The sequence below is a fragment of the Thalassolituus marinus genome (genome assembly GCF_020320395.1).
In the GTDB taxonomy this organism is placed as follows: domain Bacteria; phylum Pseudomonadota; class Gammaproteobacteria; order Pseudomonadales; family Oceanobacteraceae; genus Venatoribacter; species Venatoribacter marinus.
Map to the genome: position 1 here is coordinate 1 of NZ_JAEDAH010000051.1, position 18,169 is coordinate 18,169.

An 18,169-nucleotide genomic window follows, 5' to 3' on the forward strand; every position below is an offset into this window, starting at 1 on the left:
GCGAGGTCAGGAAATATCGAGGTTTCAAGGGTAAACGAGCCAGGACAGCGCGAAGCGGGGAGATAGCCCGTCCGGCGAGAGGGGCGGTCCGACGTATCGGAAGGCCCCTCTATGAGGACAAGGGGCCTGGAATATCTCACAAAAGTTCAAATAAAAATTTGTGGGACAGCAGTGAGCTAAGCTGGCCTTTTTATTATTTGAAATACGCGTTATCGGTTTGGGTATGGTCTGTAACGTCACGCACGCCAGTCACTTCCGGGATTTTGGCGATCAGCGAGGCTTCCACCCCATCCTTAAGCGTCATATCGACAGCGCTGCAGCCCTGACAGCCGCCACCAAACTTCAGAATCGCTATACCATCGTCGGTCAGCTCTACCAGACTTACTTCACCGCCGTGGGACGCAAGCCCAGGATTTATTTCGGTGTACAGCAGGTAGTTGATGCGCTCTTCTACCGGGCTGTCTGATGTTACCTTAGGCATTTTGGCGTTTGGCGCTTTAATGGTGAGCTGTCCCCCCATGCGATCTTTGGCAAAGTCGATGATCGCCTCTTCCAGATAAGGGATGCTCATAGCTTCAACGTAGACGCGAATTTTATCCATTTGCTGGATAAAGTCGGACGCATGCACCTCCTCCGGACGACAATATGCCAGGCAGGTTTCTGCGTATTTAGTGCCCGGCTGAGTAATAAACACTCGCACCGACATGCCCTCTACGCTCTGCTTTTCAAGCAGCTGAGCGAGATAGTCTTCTGCGTCGGGAGTGATATTGATGATTGTCGTCATGATGGATACCTCTTATCAGTGGCGGCATTGTAACGGAAGCCCGCATCCCGATAAATACCCAAGTAAATTGCTTGGATAAGACAAGCTGTTATGCCTCTGGTACAATTCTGCGCCTTTTATAATTGTTTCCGCTGATTAATGACTCAGAACGCCCCGAATATGCCTAATACACAACGCCAGCAACGTATCGCCCGCCTGAAAGCCGACCTGCAGAGTTACATTCATATTCTTGATGGCGGCATGGGGACGCTGATTCAGAGCCATCAGCTGGAAGAGAAAGACTATCGCGGGCAGCGCTTTGCAGATATTACCCAGGAGGTTAAGGGTAATAACGATCTGCTGGTTATTACCCAACCGGAAATTATCGCTGGAATCCACCGCCAGTATTTCAATGCGGGCGCGCACATTGTTGAAACCAATACTTTCAACAGTACCCGTGTTTCTCAGGCCGATTACCAGCTCGAGGACCTGGTACCCGAGCTGAACCGGGCCGCGGCCGCCCTCGCTCGCAAAGTCGCTGACGAGGTTGAAGCTGAAACCGGTATTCCACGTTACGTAGCAGGTGTACTCGGACCTACCAGTAAGACCTGTTCTATCTCGCCTGACGTAAACGATCCTGGCTATCGTGCTATTACCTTCGACCAGTTGGTTGAAGAATACATTGAGGCTACTGAAGCCCTTATGGATGGTGGTGCTGACATCATCCTGATAGAAACCGTATTCGATACCCTGAACGCGAAAGCGGCCGTTTTCGCAGTGCAGGAAGTCTTCGAGCAGCGCGGTGAAGAACTGCCGATCATGATCTCAGGCACCATTACTGACGCCTCTGGCCGTACTCTTTCGGGCCAGACCGCAGAAGCCTTCTACAACTCACTGGCCCACGCCAAGCCACTGACTATCGGCCTGAACTGCGCCCTGGGTGCGGAAGAGCTGCGCCCTCACGTAGAAGAGCTGTCAAACAAGTCGAACTGTTATGTATCCGCGCACCCTAACGCCGGCCTGCCGAATGAGTTCGGTGAATACGATCAGTCACCGCAAGAGATGGCCGTTATCGTTGAAGAGTTTGCCGCCAGTGGCTTCCTGAACATTATTGGTGGCTGCTGCGGTACGACTCCGGCACACATCAAAGCCGTGGCCGAAGCAGTTAAGAAGCATAAACCGCGCGTGATCCCTGAGATCAAGCCGGCCTGTCGCCTGTCGGGACTCGAACCATTCAATTTCGACGAAACCAGCTTGTTCGTTAACGTCGGCGAGCGTGCCAACGTCACGGGCTCAGCGAAGTTCAAGCGTCTGATCATTGAAGAAAACTACGACGAAGCACTGGAAATTGCCCGTCAGCAGGTTGAGAACGGCGCCCAGATCATCGACATCAACATGGACGAAGGCATGCTCGACTCAGAAGCCGCTATGGTGCGCTATCTGAACCTGATTGCCTCCGAGCCTGATATCGCCCGCGTCCCTGTTATGGTTGACTCCTCCAAGTGGGAGATCATCGAGGCAGGCCTGAAGTGCATTCAGGGTAAAGCGGTTGTGAACTCTATCTCGCTGAAAGAAGGCGAAGAAGAGTTCATTGCCAAGGCGAAGCGCTGCAAGCGTTATGGTGCTGCCGTCGTGGTAATGGCCTTTGACGAGACCGGTCAGGCCGATACAGAACAGCGTAAGAACGAAATCTGCGAGCGTTCGTATCGTGTCCTGGTGGACAAAGTGGGCTTCGCACCAGAAGACATCATCTTTGACCCGAATATCTTTGCAGTAGCGACAGGCATTGAAGAGCACAACAACTACGCTGTCGATTTTATCAATAGCTGTAAATACATCACAGAAAACCTGCCACACGCCAAGATATCCGGTGGTGTGAGTAACGTTTCCTTCTCGTTCCGCGGTAACGAGCCAGTACGTGAAGCAATTCACTCTGTATTCCTCTACTACGCCATCCAGAATGGCATGAGCATGGGTATCGTCAACGCCGGTCAGCTTGCCGTATATGACGATTTGCCTGCAGAGCTGAAAGAACGCGTCGAAGATGTGATTCTGAACAAGCGCGAAGATGGCACTGACCGTCTTCTGGAAATCGCCGAAAAGTATCGTGGCGATGGTTCTGTTCAAGAGAAGGAAACTGAAGAGTGGCGCTCATTGCCGGTTGCTGAGCGTCTCACTCATGCTCTTGTAAAAGGTATTAACTCCTTCGTTGAAGAAGATACCGAAGAAGCACGCCAGATGTTTGACCGCCCTATTCAGGTGATCGAAGGACCACTGATGGATGGCATGAACGTGGTTGGCGACCTGTTCGGCTCAGGTAAAATGTTCCTGCCTCAGGTGGTAAAAAGTGCCCGCGTAATGAAACAGGCTGTTGCCTACCTGCTGCCATACATCGAAGCCGAGAAAGACGGCAAATCTGAGTCTCAGGGCAAGATCCTGATGGCAACCGTGAAAGGTGACGTTCACGACATCGGCAAGAACATCGTAGGCGTGGTACTTCAGTGCAACAACTTCGAAGTCGTTGATCTTGGCGTGATGGTACCGGCGGAAAAGATTCTGAAAGTCGCCAAAGAAGAGAATTGCGACATTATCGGCCTTTCCGGTCTGATCACTCCATCGCTGGACGAAATGGTGCACGTTGCCCGCGAAATGCAGCGTCTGGACTTCCATCTGCCGCTGATGATCGGCGGCGCAACGACCTCTAAAGCGCATACTGCGGTTAAAATCGAGCCACAGTATAAGAATGATATTGCTGTTTACGTGCCGGACGCGTCCCGCGCTGTGGGCGTAGCGCAGAAGCTGGTCAACGCACAAGCCAAGGCGGAATTCATTGCCGAGCGTCGCGAAGAATACGTCGCTGTGCGTGAGCGTAACGCCAACCGTAAAGCAAAAGCCCTGCTGACCTACGAAAAGGCCTGTGAAAACGCCTATAAAGGCGACTGGGACAACTATGTGCCACCGGTGCCAGCAAAAACCGGCATCTCTGTTTATGAAAACTTTGATCTGGCGGATCTGGCTAAGTATATCGACTGGACCCCGTTCTTTATGTCCTGGGAACTGGCCGGCAAATTCCCACGCATCCTTGAAGACGAAGTGGTCGGCGAAGCCGCAACTGCACTTTATAAGGATGCTCAGGCGATGCTGCAACGCATAATCGACGAGAAGCTCTTTAACGCCCGTGGCGTGGTTGGCATCTGGCCAGCAAACCGTCGTGGCGCGGACGACATTGTCGTATTCAACGACGACAAATCAGAAGAAATTGCCGTACTGCACCACCTGCGTCAGCAGACCGACAAGCCGAACGATCAGCCAAACTACTCTCTGGCTGACTTCGTGGCACCGGAAGGTACTCAGAATGATTACGTCGGTGGCTTTATCGTGACTGCGGGTATCGAAGCAGAAAAACTGGCCAAGGAATACGACGCCAACCACGACGATTACAACAGCATCATGATGAAGGCACTGGCTGACCGTCTGGCGGAAGCCTTTGCCGAGCGCATGCACGAGATCGTCCGTAAAGAGACCTGGGGTTACGCCAACGATGAGAGTTTCTCCAACGAAGAGCTGATCAAAGAAGCCTATAAGGGCATCCGTCCAGCGCCGGGCTACCCTGCGTGTCCGGATCACACCGAGAAAACCACCCTGTTTGCTCTTCTCGAGGGTGAAGCCAACACTGGCGTGTCTCTGACTGAAAACTTCGCCATGACGCCAGCGGCGTCTGTTAGCGGCTGGTACTTCTCCCATCCGGAGTCTAAGTACTTTGGCCTAGGTAAGATCGACAAAGATCAGGTGACCGATATTGCCGCTCGTAAGGGCATGGATCTGGAGCAAATGGAGCGTTGGTTGTCGCCTAACCTCAGCTACGACCGTTAAGCAGTATGTCTGCTGGATCGCTGACTCAGGGGGTTGCCCGATTGCTGGCAATTCCTTCTGATCGTCTGCTTCGGGTATTCAGTATCAGCCTGCCGATTATTGGCGCCATGCTCAGCCAGAGCATAATGAATCTGGTCGATGCCGCGATCGTTGGTCGCCTGGGTGATACGGCACTGGCTGGCGTAGGCATAGGAGCCTATGCCACCTTTGTTATGGTGTCGGTGGTCATGGGGTTGTCGGCTGCTGTTCAGGCATTGGTAGCGAGACGCTTCGGTGCCGGCGACACGGAAGGATTAACCAGCCCATTGTATGCGGGTCTGCAGCTCGCCGTTCTGATAGGAATTCCTCTGGCGCTGGCATTCTATTGTGGCGCTCAGTATCTGATCCCCCTCTTTAATAAAAGCCAGCAAGTCCTTGATATTGCGATACCTTATTTTGAGTGGCGCACGATTGCTATCGTTGCTGTCGGGATGAATTTCGTTTTTCGTGGTTTCTGGAATGGCATCGGCGAAGGACGCATTTATTTTCGCTCACTGCTGACCATGCACATCGCTAACGTCCTTATCAGTTACATACTGGTTTTCGGTGTGGCTGGCTGGCAAGGTATGGGGGCGGTTGGTGCTGGCATAGGCACAACCGCTGCACAAATCCTTGGCACGCTACTGCTATGCTGGCAACTTTTTATTACGCATCGCAAGCGCTTCTATCACCACTCCCCAACAGACTTTTCCGCTGTTCGCCCCCTTATGCGTCTGGCACTGCCCAATTCGGCCCAGCAAACACTGTTTGCCGTCGGCAACAGCATTCTGTTCTGGATTATTGGTCAGGTTGGCACTGAAGCACAGGCGATCGGTCATATTCTTATCAGCCTGGCGCTGATGATGATTTTGCCTGCGGTGGGGCTTGGCATGGCTTCGACCAGTCTGGTGGGGCATGCCCTGGGTAAAGGCCATGCTGAAGATGCTTACCGCTGGGGCTGGGATGTCGTTAAAGTGGCGACGCTTGTTATGGCTGTTTCCGCAATGCCGCTCTGGCTGTTTCCCGAGCAGGTTCTGAGAGTTTTCACCCCCCACGAGCCACTGATCTCGCTTGGAACGCTGCCTTTGCAGGTTACAGGTCTTGCCATTGCCCTGGAAGTTACAGCCATGGTGCTGACCCAGGCGTTGCTTGGTGCTGGTGCAAGCCGCCAGGTAATGCGCATAAATCTGACCATGCAGTGGTTCGTATTGCTCCCTCTCGCCTACATCATCGGTCCTATTGCAGGCTACGGCTTGCTTGGAATCTGGTTGCTTCAGTCTGCGCAACGTATTACGTTATCGGCGATTTACGGGAGCATCTGGAAGCGCCGCCAATGGAGCCGGATCTCTTTGTAGTGACATTTGCCATATTGTCTCTGGAGCCGCCATGCCAAGCCGTCTGCCACCACCGGTTTTTTCTGCTTACGATTATATAACGCCCGTCATTGGCCATCGTGGCGCCTGCGGTGAAGCACCTGAGAATACCCAAGCTTCAATTGAGTTGGCAGCTCACCAGGGAGCGCAGTGGGTAGAGGTCGACGTCACTATCAGTGCTGATGGTATTGCTGTGATCCATCATGATCACGATCTGGATCGCTGTACCAGTGGTAGTGGCATTCTCAATCTGCATCGCCTTTCCGAGTTGAAGAAACTCGATGCGGGCAGCTGGTTTAGCGAAGCGTTCAGTCAGCAACGAATTCTGACCCTGACAGAGTTGTTCACACTGGCAAATCAGCTGGACCTCAATCTCAATCTCGAAGTCAAGCCTGTTATCGGACGTGAATCAGAGACGGTATGGGCAATCAGTCGCGCCCTTCAGGAAGTCCCCTATGAGCATCCACTGTTACTCAGTAGTTTCAGCTTGCATGCACTTCGGGCCTGCGCTTCGCACCTGCCTCATATAACCCGGGCAATCAATGTCGAAGCCATTCCGCGCAACTGGTCGGAGAGAATTGAGGAGGCAGGCTGTCAGGGGCTGCATTTTCAGGCTGAGTTTGCCAACGAGTCCGTAATCAGGGAAATAAAGGCTGCCGGCTATCATCTGCTGAGCTATACCGTAAACAACCCGGATACGGCTGAAGCTCTGCTGAGCTATGGCGTTGATGGCATATTTACAGACTACCCTGCACGCATGGTCAGAGCTCTGTCGCGCTGGACCCGAGACGGTCGCCACCATTGATTCCTTTATGGTTTTATCGAATTAGCATATAGATAAATATTAATTTTAAGAATATAGAAGCTCTGATATCTTTCCCGGCCATAACCACTTCCCTAACTATATAAAGGTTAGCAACCGGGTCTTTATGTACATTTATGATGAGTACGATCAGCAACTGCTGAACGAGCGCGTCGCCCAGTTTAAGGGGCAAATGGAGCGCTATCTGGACGGTAAAATCGCGGAGGATGAGTTCCTGCCGCTGCGTCTGCAAAATGGTATTTATGTTCAGCGTTACGCGCCTATGCTGCGCGTGGCCATTCCTTATGGTGCTCTGAACACCGCTCAGCTTCGTGCACTGGCCAAAGTGGCTCGCGACTACGACAAGGGATACGCACACTTCTCTACCCGTCAGAATTTGCAGTTTAACTGGCCGAAACTGGAAGAGTGTCCACAGATTCTTGCAGACCTGGCCGAAGTGCAGATGCACGCCGTGCAGACCAGTGGTAACTGTATCCGCAATACCACCACTGACGAATATGCTGGTGTTATCGCGGAAGAAGTTACCGACCCTCGCCCATACTGCGAAATTATTCGCCAGTGGTCGACATTCCACCCGGAATTCGCCTTCCTGCCGCGTAAATTCAAGATCGCCGTTAACGCTGTACCTGGTGCCGACCGTGCAGCCATTCAGATGCATGATGTGGGCGTGAACATTGTTCGCAACGATGCCGGCGATATTGGCTACCGCATCCTGGTTGGAGGTGGCCTTGGCCGCACCCCTATTCTGGGTGAAGAGATCTGCAGCTTCCTGCCTGAAGAAGACCTGCTGACCTACCTGGACGCAATCATTCGCGTTTATAACCAGTTCGGTCGTCGCGATAACAAATACAAGGCTCGCATTAAAATCCTGACTAAAGCACTGGGTATAGAACGCATGCGCGAACTGGTTGATGCCGAGTTCGATCGTATTCGCGACGGTGCTGGCAAGCTGACCCAGGAAGAGCTGCAGCGCGTGAAAAAACACTTCACCGACCCTGCTTATCGCGAACTGCAGAACAACCCTGCAGAACTTGAAGCTGCAAAAGCAGAATCCCCTGCCTTTGCCCGCTGGCTGGGCCGCAATGTCCGTGCGCACAAGAAAGCAGGCTACGCCGTTGTAACACTGACCCTGAAACAGATTGGTACGCCGCCAGGTGATGTTACAGCCGAGCAGATGGATGCTGTTGCCGATCTTGCTGACAAGTACAGTTTTGGCGAGCTGCGCTCTACTCACCAGCAGAACCTGGTGCTGGCGGATGTTGAACAAAGCCAACTGTTCGCCTTATGGCAGGAAGCGAAAGCACTGGGGCTGGCAACACCAACCCTGGGACTACTAACCGACATGATTTGCTGCCCGGGTGGTGATTTCTGCGCACTGGCAAATGCCAAGTCAATTCCGGTAGCAGAAGCCATTCAGGCTCGCTTTGATGATCTCGACTATCTGTATGATCTGGGTGAAATCGACCTCAATATCTCTGGCTGCATGAATGCCTGTGGCCATCACCATGTAGGCCATATCGGCGTACTGGGTGTTGATAAAAAAGGCGAAGAGTTCTATCAGATCTCCCTTGGCGGTAACAGTGGTGGCAACCACACCGAAGAAGCCTCTCTGGGCAAGATTCTGGGGCCTTCATTTGCACGCGAGCAGATGCCGGACGTGATAGCCAGGATTCTCGATTTTTATGTAGCCAAGCGTTCCGAGGGCGAATCCTTCCTCGAGGCCTACCGTCGCATTGGTCACGCAGCGTATAAGGAGGCAGTGTATGGCCCAGCTAATTAAGAACGGTCAGCTTATTCAGGATTCCGCATGGCAACTGGTTGAAGATTCTGCAGAAGCCACTTCCGGCAGCCTGATTTCTCTTGGGCGCTGGCAGTCTGAGCGTGAAGCTCTGCTGCCAGCCGCACAGGCCGGTGACATTGGCCTGTATCTGGAAAGTGATCAGACGGCAGACCTGATTGGCGATGACGCATCGTCCTTTCCTATCATAGCGATCAACTTTCCGAAGTTTGCCGATGGTCGCGGCTACAGTGCCGCTCGCCTGCTGCGTGAGCGCCATGGCTACAAAGGTGAGCTGCGCGCGGTTGGTGATGTACTGATCGACCAGCTTTTCTTTATGAAACGCTGCGGCTTCGACAGCTACGCCCTGCGAGACGACCAGGAACTGGAAGTTGCACTGGCCGCTTTCTCGACCTTTACTGCCTGCTATCAGAACGACGTCGCCGACCCGCGCCCGTTATTCCGCCGCCGCGCATGAGCATTTGGCCAGTCAGGACAATCTTCTGACTGGCTTCCCTCCCCTATACCATTCTGACTTCCGCCATTACTCTGAACTGAGCAGCCGCTATAATCACACCAGCTATCGGGGGTGTTATGCAGCAAGACATTGTTTTTTCGTTCTTCCTTATTTTCTCTGGTGCGCTGGTGCTGGCCACCCTGGCGTTGTATACACGCCAGCCAGTGCTGATTGCCTATATCGCACTTGGCGCCCTGATCGGCCCCTTTGGTTTTGGGCTGATAGAGCACCCGGAATCAGTCGCCGATATGGCCGACATCGGAATTTTGTTTCTGCTTTTCCTGCTTGGTCTGGATATGCAGCCGTCAGCTCTGTTCGCGGTTGTACGTAAGGCTCTGCCTGTAGCGCTGGCAAGCTCTGCGGTATTTTTTCTGGCAGGGTTCGGACTGCCTGTCGTTTTCGGCTTCACCCTGCAGGACGGCATCATCATCGGCCTGGCCATGATGTTTTCTTCAACCATCATTGGCCTGAAATTACTGCCAACTACAGTTCTGCATCACAAGCACATGGGCGAACTGATGATTGGCCTGCTGCTTCTGCAGGATATGCTGGCCATCCTGGTGCTTATTCTGCTTGGTGTAATGGAAGGCAATGGCACCATGCCTGTTTGGCAGCCGTTTGCAGCACTTCCCCTGATTGCCGCCGCCTGTTATCTGATTGTAAAAGGCGCGCTTCTGCCGCTGATTACGCGATTCGATCGCTTCCAGGAGTATCTGTTTATTCTTGCGATTGGCTGGTGCCTGGCTGTCGCTGAGGCGGCCAAGCTGGTCGGGCTTACTCATGAGATTGGGGCATTCATTGCCGGTGTAACCCTGGCAACCAGTCCTATCGCCCAATACATAGCCATCAGCCTGAAACCGCTGAGAGACTTTTTCCTGGTTATGTTTTTCTTCGCGCTGGGGGCTCAGTTCAATTTACAGTTGCTCAGCGATGTTGCCCTGCCGGCCATTGTACTGGCAATTGTTGTTCTTGGGCTTAAGCCTTTGGCCTTTAGGGTGTTGCTTGGCCGCTTCAGCGAACGCCGGGAGTTAGCCTGGGACGTGGGATTTCGACTCGGGCAGATCAGTGAGTTCTCATTGCTGATCGCCTTTGTAGCAACTGAAAGCTCACTTTTGTCAGAACAGGGCGCCCTTCTGATTCAGGCTACCGCCATTCTGACATTCGTAGTGTCGAGCTATATCGTGGTATTCAACTACCCCAACCCTATCGCCGTCAGCGAACGTTTGAGGCGCGACTGAGTTCTAGCCTTTACTTTGCTGCTGGCGGCTGAGTACGGTCAGAATGCGGGTGAAGGCAGATTCAATACCCTTCTGCAATGAGATACCAAGCTTCTCCTGCAGAGTCTTACGGTGTTCGTAGCGTACGCCAAACACATCGGCACGATCGCAGGCTGCAACTATGTAGTCATCGCTGGTTCCGACTTCATCGATCAGTTTGTTTTCAATTGCCTGCTGCCCATACCAGATATCGCCAGTCGCTACTTTTTCAATCTCGATACGTGGGCGGAATTGTTTAACATGCGCCTTGAACAAGTCGTGTGTATCTTCCAGGTCGGATTGAAACTTGTCTTTTGCCTTCATCGAATTGTGGCCAAACATGGTCACGGTTCGCTTGTATTCACCGGCAGTGAAAAGTTCGTAGTCAACATCATGCTTTTTAAGGAGACGACTGAAGTTAGGCAGCTGTGCCACCACGCCAATTGAGCCGATGATGGCAAATGGTGCGGCGACAATGCGGTTGGCGATGCAAGCCATCATATAGCCACCACTGGCAGCGACGCGATCAACACACACCGTGAGAGCAATACCTTTATCGCGAATTCGTTTCAACTGTGATGCGGCCAGACCATAGGAGTGCACCATGCCACCGCCACTTTCCAGGCGGACCACCACTTCATCATCCGGACGAGCCATGGTCAGTACCGCCGTGATTTCACGGCGAAATGTATCCACGGCGCTGGCCTGAATATCGCCATCGAAGTCCATCACAAACACTCGCTTGCGTACTTCTCTGGATTCCAGTCCATCTTTAGACCGTTTCTTCTCTGCCTTCAGTCGGGCTTTGTCTTCCTTTTTCTTATCTTTATCGAGGGCCTTTAGCTCATCCTTGCTCAGGATCGCGTCTTCTAACTGCTCGCGATCATCCTCAAGCTCATCGTTCAGTTTGCGAACGGATAACTCTCCTTCACTGCCTGGCTTACGGTTTCTGGCCCCTACTGCGACAACGCCGCCAACAACAAACAGAATTGCTATTACGACTGTAATGGCCTTCAGGAGAAAAAGTCCGTAATCAGAGAGGAATTCCACAGATTGATCCTTGCTTGAGTGTGTTCAGATTGAGCATCCAGCCTGACGCAGTAGGGCAATCCACGTGCGCCAATGCCCGCTTTATTCAGTTATGACGGGGATCATACCAGTCCATTGGTCATGGGTAACCTATTGTTATGCCAGCAGTAATCGTTGGCAAAATTCACCTTCAAACAGATGTATGAATTTTAATTGACACTACTCCGTGCAGGACATAGAGTTGTGCCGTCTGTTTTTCAGACAAATTCCACAGACAGGATGCTGAATACGCATCATCTCATCAGCTGAATACCTGTCGTATGTAGCAATAATAAGGAAACCGTTATGGCATCTGTTGCAGAAATCATCGAAACCATGAACAGCAAGTTCAACGCCGCTGCTGCTGCTGGCCTTGATCTGATCTTCCAATTCAACATCGAAGATGGCGAGACCTACCACCTGATCGTTAACGACGGTGCTTGCAGCGTTGCTGAAGGCGAAAACGACGACGCTAACGTAACCCTGATCATGAACACTGAAACTCTGAAAGGCATCGTTTCTGGTGAAACTGATGGCATGCAGGCGTTCATGTCTGGTCAACTGCGCGTTGAAGGCGACATGATGCTGGCTACCAAACTGGGCGAACTGTTCCCAGCTTAATTGCCAAAGCATAAAAAAAAGCGACCATAAGGTCGCTTTTTTTTATGGGCGCTACTTTTTCACCATCCGGTTCCAAGTGCTTCTTCCGCCACGTCGTTCAGGGGGCGTGCGATCATACCTTTAGGTGTCAGATGCACCGAAAACACAGCGCCATTGACCAGTGGCATATAAACAGCCTGACCAGATTCGGCTTCCAGCCATAGTTTGTGACCTTTCAGGGCGCTCCACAGGTCAAACCAACGGGAGTCAGTCAAGGTGTAGACGGTGCGCTCACTGGTTCTCTCCTGCTCCAGCGACAAGTACCTGCCTGATATACGATCAAGACGGTATACAGGCATGGCGCCCAAAGCTACGACCGGGCCTTTCCAAACCAGCAGACGAACATCCAACTGCCATTGATCGCCCATCAGCTTGAATCGTTGCTCCTTTCCTGAAGCATCAACAAGTGTCAGGTCGAACTGCTGATCCCCCAGCTCGTAAATGCTGACGGTTGCTAAAGGCTCCTCATCAAGCAGCTGACGATAGCTCCACAAATCGACAAGCATAAATACCGAAATGACACTGCCAGCCAGCAACAGCATGCCGGCAGACCCTTTCAGCCACTGTAAAAACCATCCTCTGCCCCACCATAGAAACACAATGAGAATCAGGGCTATAAACAATAAGATTCCAGCTATACCGGTAAGACTTCCTTGTAACATCGACTTACCTCAGGTGATTAATGCTTTCGCGGGCAAGTTTGAGGGCTTCGTCTGTGCCAGCGGACTGGCCACCAATCGAATCCAGGAAGTACTCAATAGCAGTAATAGCGTCTGCCAGCGCCTCCATCTGAGACTCTTTCGGCGGCAATTCGCTTTCCAGTACCTTACGCACGACGAAACGATCCAGTTCAAGCAGCATGTCGTAAATTTCCGGCAGCTCAAGAAACATCATCGCGCCAGCTACGTCGGTAATGCTTTTGCCGACATTTTTAATATGGAGCTTGTCACCGCTGGAGTCGATATATGACCCGATAGCGCGCTTGATCATTGTCAGTGCCGTCATGGATTCAGCCAGAACGGCAATCTTTGCCTCGCTCAGACTCACCGGGTCGACCAGCGAAGTTTCTTCCAGGCTGTTGTGTGTCAAGGCACGCATCGCCTGCTCTATATGAATAATTTCATCCGCAATGTGCGTCATATTGGAGCTGACAGCCGCCGCGCCCTGATTTTTCAGGTCATCAGCCAATGCCAGTGTGCGATCAGAGGCTGACGACAGATTAACAATCTGCAGCGTATCGCCGATTCGGGTCAGGGACGAGATGAATTCTTCAAAACTAGCGTCTGTTATCTCGGTTCGCTCAAACAGGTCCAGCGAGTCTTTAACTGACTGGAGTTCATCCTGCAGTGCTTCAGACAGTGACTGTAGTGCTGAGCTGTCAGGGCCGCGCAATCTGGAGCGCGCAACTGCAAGGTACTTTTCTTTAACCTCGCGAGCTATCTGGAAGTCTGACTGCAGTTTCTGCAGGCGCTCCGTCTCTGGTTCAGCCAGTGCGACCAGATAAACAAATTCTTTAAGCAGCCAGTCCGGCAGCTTCTCCGCAAAAGCTTTGCCTTCGGTGTCCTGTATTCTTCGCACCTGACGATCAAGGTGGCCCAGCAACGACAGTCGCTGAGCGGTCATTTCAAAGGAATCCTGAGATAAGGCTTCCAGGGCACCTTCTACTACATACCAGAACAACCATGAAGCACCACCGCGACTCGCCTGTTCGAAACGGCGTACTGCTCGCTGCATAACCTGAAGAGGTCCTCGGCGACCATGGCTTCTGATCAGACCGATAAGGCCGAGCTGGTACATTTGTCGGGCGCGGCGATACGGAAAGGACCGAGATGGCTCCGCATGAGGGGTCTGGAGTTTTGGTCGCAGATTCGCAAGGAAAAAGTATGCTTCAGGCAGGGGCTTTTCTTTACGAACCCGACGAACCGTATTGATTGTTGGAATCAGCAGGCTTGGCGCCACCGGCTCCCCACCAACGATAAAATCGACGTAGCGCTTGAGGAATACGATCGCCTGGGTGAACGCATTGAGCGCAGACTCTGAGACATTCTGAGATCGGACAACACGGCCTGTTTCTGCCAACTCCTCGCACAGGCGCTCGCCCGCACGGAAATCCAGCATCTTAAATGTGCCACGAACCTGCTGTACTTCTTCAAGGAATGAACGAAGGCTTTCCGGATCCCCGTTCTCAGAATGCAGATCCAGCTGTGACGCAGCCTGATCTAGGGCGTTTACAATTTCCGTACGCACCAGATTCAGCGATGCAGCAAACTGTGATATTTCACTTCCTGTCGATATTTCAGCCATCTCAAGCATCATTCGTTGTTATCTTTCGGATCATTCTATCGGAGCGGGCATTAAAGCGCGATCCGTTTTCACACGGTTAAATGTGATGAACTATACTGTAAGAGAAAAAACCTTTCCGGCAAACCAGACAATCCGATTGATTCATGGGCACAACTGCTGTTTATGCCTCTGACGCTTGTCAGGGTGGTTGCAATTCAACATAAAGCGATTACAGTGGCCGCGCCGGCGTAAAGCCTTGATCTGAAAAGGAATCACACGATGCAGAGCACCCTTTCTGCCGCCATGATCAACAATTTTCTTGGTAATGCCCCTGTCTGGTACAAGAAGACGATTCTGGCCTTCCTCGCCCTTAATATCCTTCTGCTCTACACCGTTGGACCGTATGTCACGGGATGGGTTCTGATTGTCGAGTTTATTTTCACGCTGGCGATGGCACTTAAGTGCTACCCGCTACAACCTGGCGGTCTACTGGCTATAGAAGCCATTATTCTTGGCATGGCCAGCCCAGAGGTTGTGTACGAAGAAACGCTGACCAACTTCCCGGTTATTCTGCTGCTGATGTTCATGGTTGCAGGCATTTACTTCATGAAAGACCTGCTGCTGTATCTGTTTACCAAGATACTGCTTGGCGTGAGATCCAAGGTGATGCTGTCACTGTTATTCTCAGCGGTTGCAGCGGTCCTGTCCGCATTTCTGGATGCGCTGACTGTAACAGCAGTACTGATCAGCGTCGCTGTTGGCTTTTACAGCGTTTACCACAAAGTGGCCAGTGGCAAGAACTTCAATCACGCCCACGATCACGGCAACGATAACGAACTGAAAGAACAGCACCGTCAGGATCTCGAGGATTTTCGCGCATTCCTTCGCAGCCTGCTTATGCATGGCGCCGTTGGTACGGCACTCGGTGGTGTTTGTACACTGGTAGGCGAACCTCAGAACCTGCTGATTGCTAAAGTGGCGGGCTGGGAGTTTATGGAATTCTTCATCCGCATGGCTCCCGTTACCATGCCTGTTTTGTTTGCCGGCTTTGCCACCTGCATGATTCTGGAAAAAACAGGCTGGTTTGGCTACGGCGCAAAGCTGCCAGCTGATGTTCGTACCATTCTCGAAGAGTTTGATCGCGAGCAACAGGCAACCATGACTCAGAAGCGCATCGCTCAACTCTGGGTGCAGGGACTGGTCGCGGTGTTCCTGGTTGTCGGTCTTGCCATGCACCTGGCAGAAGTCGGTCTCATCGGTCTTGCAGTCATTGTCTTACTGACTGCATTCAACGGCATTATCGAAGAACATCAGCTCGGCAAAGCATTTGAAGAGGCCTTACCCTTCACCGCGCTGCTTGTGGTGTTCTTTTCTATCGTTGGCGTGATCCATTCACAACATTTGTTTACGCCGATCATTCACTGGATTCTGGACAATAGTCACGTTAGCCCAGACTCCCAGCCTGGTGTGTTTTTCCTGGCGAACGGTCTGCTTTCCGCTATCAGCGACAATGTGTTTGTTGCAACGGTATATATCTCAGAAGTTAAGTCTTCGCTTAATGCCGGTGAAATCACCCGAGAGCATTTTGATCTGCTGGCGGCTGCCATTAATACCGGCACCAACCTGCCAAGCGTGGCAACGCCTAATGGCCAGGCAGCATTCCTGTTCCTGCTGACGTCGGCAATCGCTCCTCTGATTCGCCTGTCATATGGAAGAATGGTCATTATGGCTCTGCCTTACACTGTGGTCATGACCGGACTGGGCTACTTTGCAGTAACCCATTGGCTGTAAGGCAACTCAGCGGCGCCAGATGGCGCCGCCACTTTTTTTATCAACCAGATCCAGCATCTTATTGTGTGCCTCAGTCTCTTCCGCTGAGGCCATAACAACTTTAAGTGCCGAGGCATCGATATCGATATCGCCGATATCAATCTCCACAATCTCATCCTTCTCTTCTGACTCTTCCGCCAGCGCCAGTGCAGTCTGGCCACCCGTCATCATCAGATAAACATCGGCCAGAATCTCAGCATCGAGAAGTGCGCCATGAAGCTCTCGATGGCTGTTATCAATGCCGTAACGCTTACACAGAGCATCGAGACTTGCCCTTGCTCCAGGGTGCATCTCACGAGCCATTTTGAGGGTGTCGAGCACACCGCAAAATTCTCGCGTCATAGGCAGATTGAGGCGAGAGAATTCAGCATCCATCATGCCGACGTCAAACGCAGCATTATGAATTACCAGCTCTGCGCCGGCGATGAAGTTGCGAAAGTCATCAGCAACCTGAGAAAAAACCGGAGCGCCCTGCTCAATCAGCCATTCATTGGTAATGCCGTGAACCTCAGCAGCTTCCGGGTCAATGTCGCGCTGCGGGTTAATATATACATGGTAGTGACGCCCGGTCAGCTTGCGTTCGATTATCTCTACACATCCGATCTCAACGATTCGGTGGCCCTCGCCAATACCCGTCGTCTCGGTATCCAGTACGACCTGTCTCATTGCTTCACCTGCTCCACGCCACGATTCGCCAGCTGATCTGCCCGCTCGTTGTCCACATGCCCTGCATGCCCCTTAACCCAGCGCCATTCAATCTGGTGCTTTTGAACCTGCTCATCGAGTGCCTGCCACAGATCTTTATTTTTGACAGGTTGCCGGGCTGCCGTTTTCCAACCATTTTTTTTCCAGCCGGCCATCCAGCTGTTAATGCCCTGTTTGACGTATTGAGAATCTGTAGTCAGAACTACGCTGCACGGGCGCGTAAGTGCCTTCAACCCCTCGATCGCTGCCATGAGCTCCATACGATTATTGGTCGTCGCGTCTTCACCACCACACAGCTCTTTTTCCGACGTACCGTAACGTAACAGCGCACCCCAGCCCCCAGGCCCCGGATTGCCCTTGCAGGCGCCGTCTGTATAAAGATAAACCTTGTCTGACATTCGTCAGATTACCTCTCTGTTTGCATTACTTACCCGGGTTGCAACGGGCTGCAACCCGAAGGATTCCTTACCCAGCCACCGTCTTGGACGAATAGTGGTCATGCCAGCAACCGTTTTCCGAGCCACTATGATATACGCATTAGCAGGCAGCCATCGGTTGCCGGCCAGGACACGATCAATTCGTCGCAGTAATTTTTCGCCACCGACAGGCAGTGGCCAGACGTGCGCAATTGGCGCTGCGTGTTCGATACGAAAATCGAGCAATGTGAGCCAGTCTTTCAGCCGCACCTCGCTTACCGGATTGGCAACCCAGGGCAACTGGGTGGAAAACGTTCTCACCAGCCTGGCCAGCCCCCACAGGCTGTATGGATTGAAGCCGGTCAGAATTATATACCCTCCCGGAACCACGGTTCGAGCGGCCTCGCGAATGATCTGATGCGGCCTGGAGCTAAGGTCTAGCGTATGCTGCAACACTGCCACATCCAGACTGTTGTCTGGCAATGGCCAGGCATCCTCCGCGAAGCGTGATGAGCAATCTGAATTCTGCTGCCAGTCGAATGCCACCTGAAACGCATGCTGCAATCGCCCTTTATGAATAAACCTTGGCGAACGATCGATCCCTGCGTAGAGCAAATGCTGGCCATGCAGCTGCGAGACCCAATCCCGCAACCAGCCACTTTCAAGCGCCAGCAAGCGTCGTGCATCCTGACGCAATTGCCATTGCTCATAAATTTCTGCTTTGACCCTTGCTGAACTCATCCCTACTCCAACTTGCCTGGCGCAGCTATGCTAATTAGACTGCGGACTGAATTCTGGCATTGTAAT

General features: G+C 52.3%; 15 protein-coding genes. 8 read left to right on the forward strand and 7 right to left on the reverse strand.

Annotated features, from left to right (window positions below; genetic code table 11):
- Positions 1 to 193: 193 nt before the first annotated feature.
- Positions 194 to 784, reverse strand: coding sequence for a Fe-S biogenesis protein NfuA (gene nfuA, locus I9W95_RS10380; protein WP_225674565.1), 591 nt, complete (start codon positions 782 to 784; stop codon positions 194 to 196).
- A gap of 159 nt (positions 785 to 943) precedes the next feature.
- Here nfuA and metH point away from each other — a divergent pair, with 159 nt between their 5' ends.
- The 6 genes from metH to I9W95_RS10410 all read left to right on the forward strand — a co-directional run bounded on the left by metH (position 944) and on the right by I9W95_RS10410 (position 10,382).
- Complete coding sequence (gene metH / locus I9W95_RS10385) at positions 944 to 4,636, forward strand: methionine synthase (protein WP_225674567.1); 3,693 nt, start codon at positions 944 to 946, stop codon at positions 4,634 to 4,636.
- A 5-nt stretch (positions 4,637 to 4,641) separates the two neighbouring features.
- Entirely contained in the window at positions 4,642 to 6,009 is a 1,368-nt protein-coding gene (locus I9W95_RS10390; protein ID WP_225674569.1) for an MATE family efflux transporter, read from the forward strand.
- Positions 6,010 to 6,040: 31 nt separating this feature from the next.
- Complete coding sequence (locus I9W95_RS10395; RefSeq protein ID WP_225674571.1) at positions 6,041 to 6,832, forward strand: glycerophosphodiester phosphodiesterase family protein; 792 nt, start codon at positions 6,041 to 6,043, stop codon at positions 6,830 to 6,832.
- Between the two features lie 124 nt (positions 6,833 to 6,956).
- A complete protein-coding gene (locus tag I9W95_RS10400) occupies positions 6,957 to 8,630 on the forward strand; it encodes a nitrite/sulfite reductase (RefSeq protein ID WP_225674573.1) in 1,674 nt (557 codons plus the stop codon).
- Positions 8,614 to 9,105 carry a DUF934 domain-containing protein gene (locus tag I9W95_RS10405; RefSeq protein ID WP_225674575.1) on the forward strand — a complete coding sequence of 164 codons (492 nt, stop codon included), beginning with the start codon at positions 8,614 to 8,616 and terminating at the stop codon, positions 9,103 to 9,105. The genes I9W95_RS10400 and I9W95_RS10405 overlap by 17 nt, the downstream gene beginning before the upstream one ends.
- A 116-nt stretch (positions 9,106 to 9,221) precedes the next feature.
- A complete protein-coding gene (locus I9W95_RS10410) occupies positions 9,222 to 10,382 on the forward strand; it encodes a cation:proton antiporter (RefSeq protein ID WP_225674577.1) in 1,161 nt (386 codons plus the stop codon).
- Positions 10,383 to 10,385: 3 nt separating this feature from the next.
- On the opposite strand, the gene sohB is transcribed toward I9W95_RS10410, so the two are convergent.
- Complete coding sequence (gene sohB / locus I9W95_RS10415) at positions 10,386 to 11,450, reverse strand: protease SohB (protein ID WP_225674578.1); 1,065 nt, start codon at positions 11,448 to 11,450, stop codon at positions 10,386 to 10,388.
- Positions 11,451 to 11,774: 324 nt separating this feature from the next.
- Between sohB and I9W95_RS10420 the strand changes: the two genes are divergently transcribed.
- Positions 11,775 to 12,089: an SCP2 sterol-binding domain-containing protein gene (locus I9W95_RS10420; RefSeq protein ID WP_225674580.1), complete on the forward strand. Its 315-nt coding sequence runs from the start codon at positions 11,775 to 11,777 to the stop codon at positions 12,087 to 12,089.
- Between the two features lie 59 nt (positions 12,090 to 12,148).
- Here the strand turns inward: I9W95_RS10420 and I9W95_RS10425 are convergent, their stop codons facing one another.
- Both I9W95_RS10425 and I9W95_RS10430 read right to left on the reverse strand, forming a co-directional pair.
- Positions 12,149 to 12,670 carry a hypothetical protein gene (locus tag I9W95_RS10425; RefSeq protein WP_225674582.1) on the reverse strand — a complete coding sequence of 174 codons (522 nt, stop codon included), beginning with the start codon at positions 12,668 to 12,670 and terminating at the stop codon, positions 12,149 to 12,151.
- A gap of 124 nt (positions 12,671 to 12,794) precedes the next feature.
- Positions 12,795 to 14,444, reverse strand: coding sequence for a hypothetical protein (locus tag I9W95_RS10430; protein WP_225674584.1), 1,650 nt, complete (start codon positions 14,442 to 14,444; stop codon positions 12,795 to 12,797).
- A 246-nt stretch (positions 14,445 to 14,690) separates the two neighbouring features.
- Here I9W95_RS10430 and nhaB point away from each other — a divergent pair, with 246 nt between their 5' ends.
- The gene (gene nhaB / locus I9W95_RS10435; protein ID WP_225674586.1) at positions 14,691 to 16,202 is read left to right on the forward strand and encodes a sodium/proton antiporter NhaB; all 1,512 of its coding nucleotides are present in this window, start codon (positions 14,691 to 14,693) and stop codon (positions 16,200 to 16,202) included.
- 6 nt (positions 16,203 to 16,208) lie between these two features.
- Here nhaB and dnaQ read toward each other — a convergent pair whose 3' ends face one another.
- From dnaQ to I9W95_RS10450, 3 genes are read right to left on the reverse strand one after another with little or no spacing between them, the layout of a single operon-like run.
- Positions 16,209 to 16,907, reverse strand: coding sequence for a DNA polymerase III subunit epsilon (gene dnaQ / locus I9W95_RS10440; RefSeq protein WP_225674588.1), 699 nt, complete (start codon positions 16,905 to 16,907; stop codon positions 16,209 to 16,211).
- The gene (gene rnhA, locus I9W95_RS10445; protein ID WP_225674590.1) at positions 16,904 to 17,344 is read right to left on the reverse strand and encodes a ribonuclease HI; all 441 of its coding nucleotides are present in this window, start codon (positions 17,342 to 17,344) and stop codon (positions 16,904 to 16,906) included. The genes dnaQ and rnhA overlap by 4 nt, the downstream gene beginning before the upstream one ends.
- A gap of 3 nt (positions 17,345 to 17,347) precedes the next feature.
- Entirely contained in the window at positions 17,348 to 18,103 is a 756-nt protein-coding gene (locus tag I9W95_RS10450; RefSeq protein ID WP_225674592.1) for a methyltransferase domain-containing protein, read from the reverse strand.
- Positions 18,104 to 18,169: the final 66 nt, after the last annotated feature.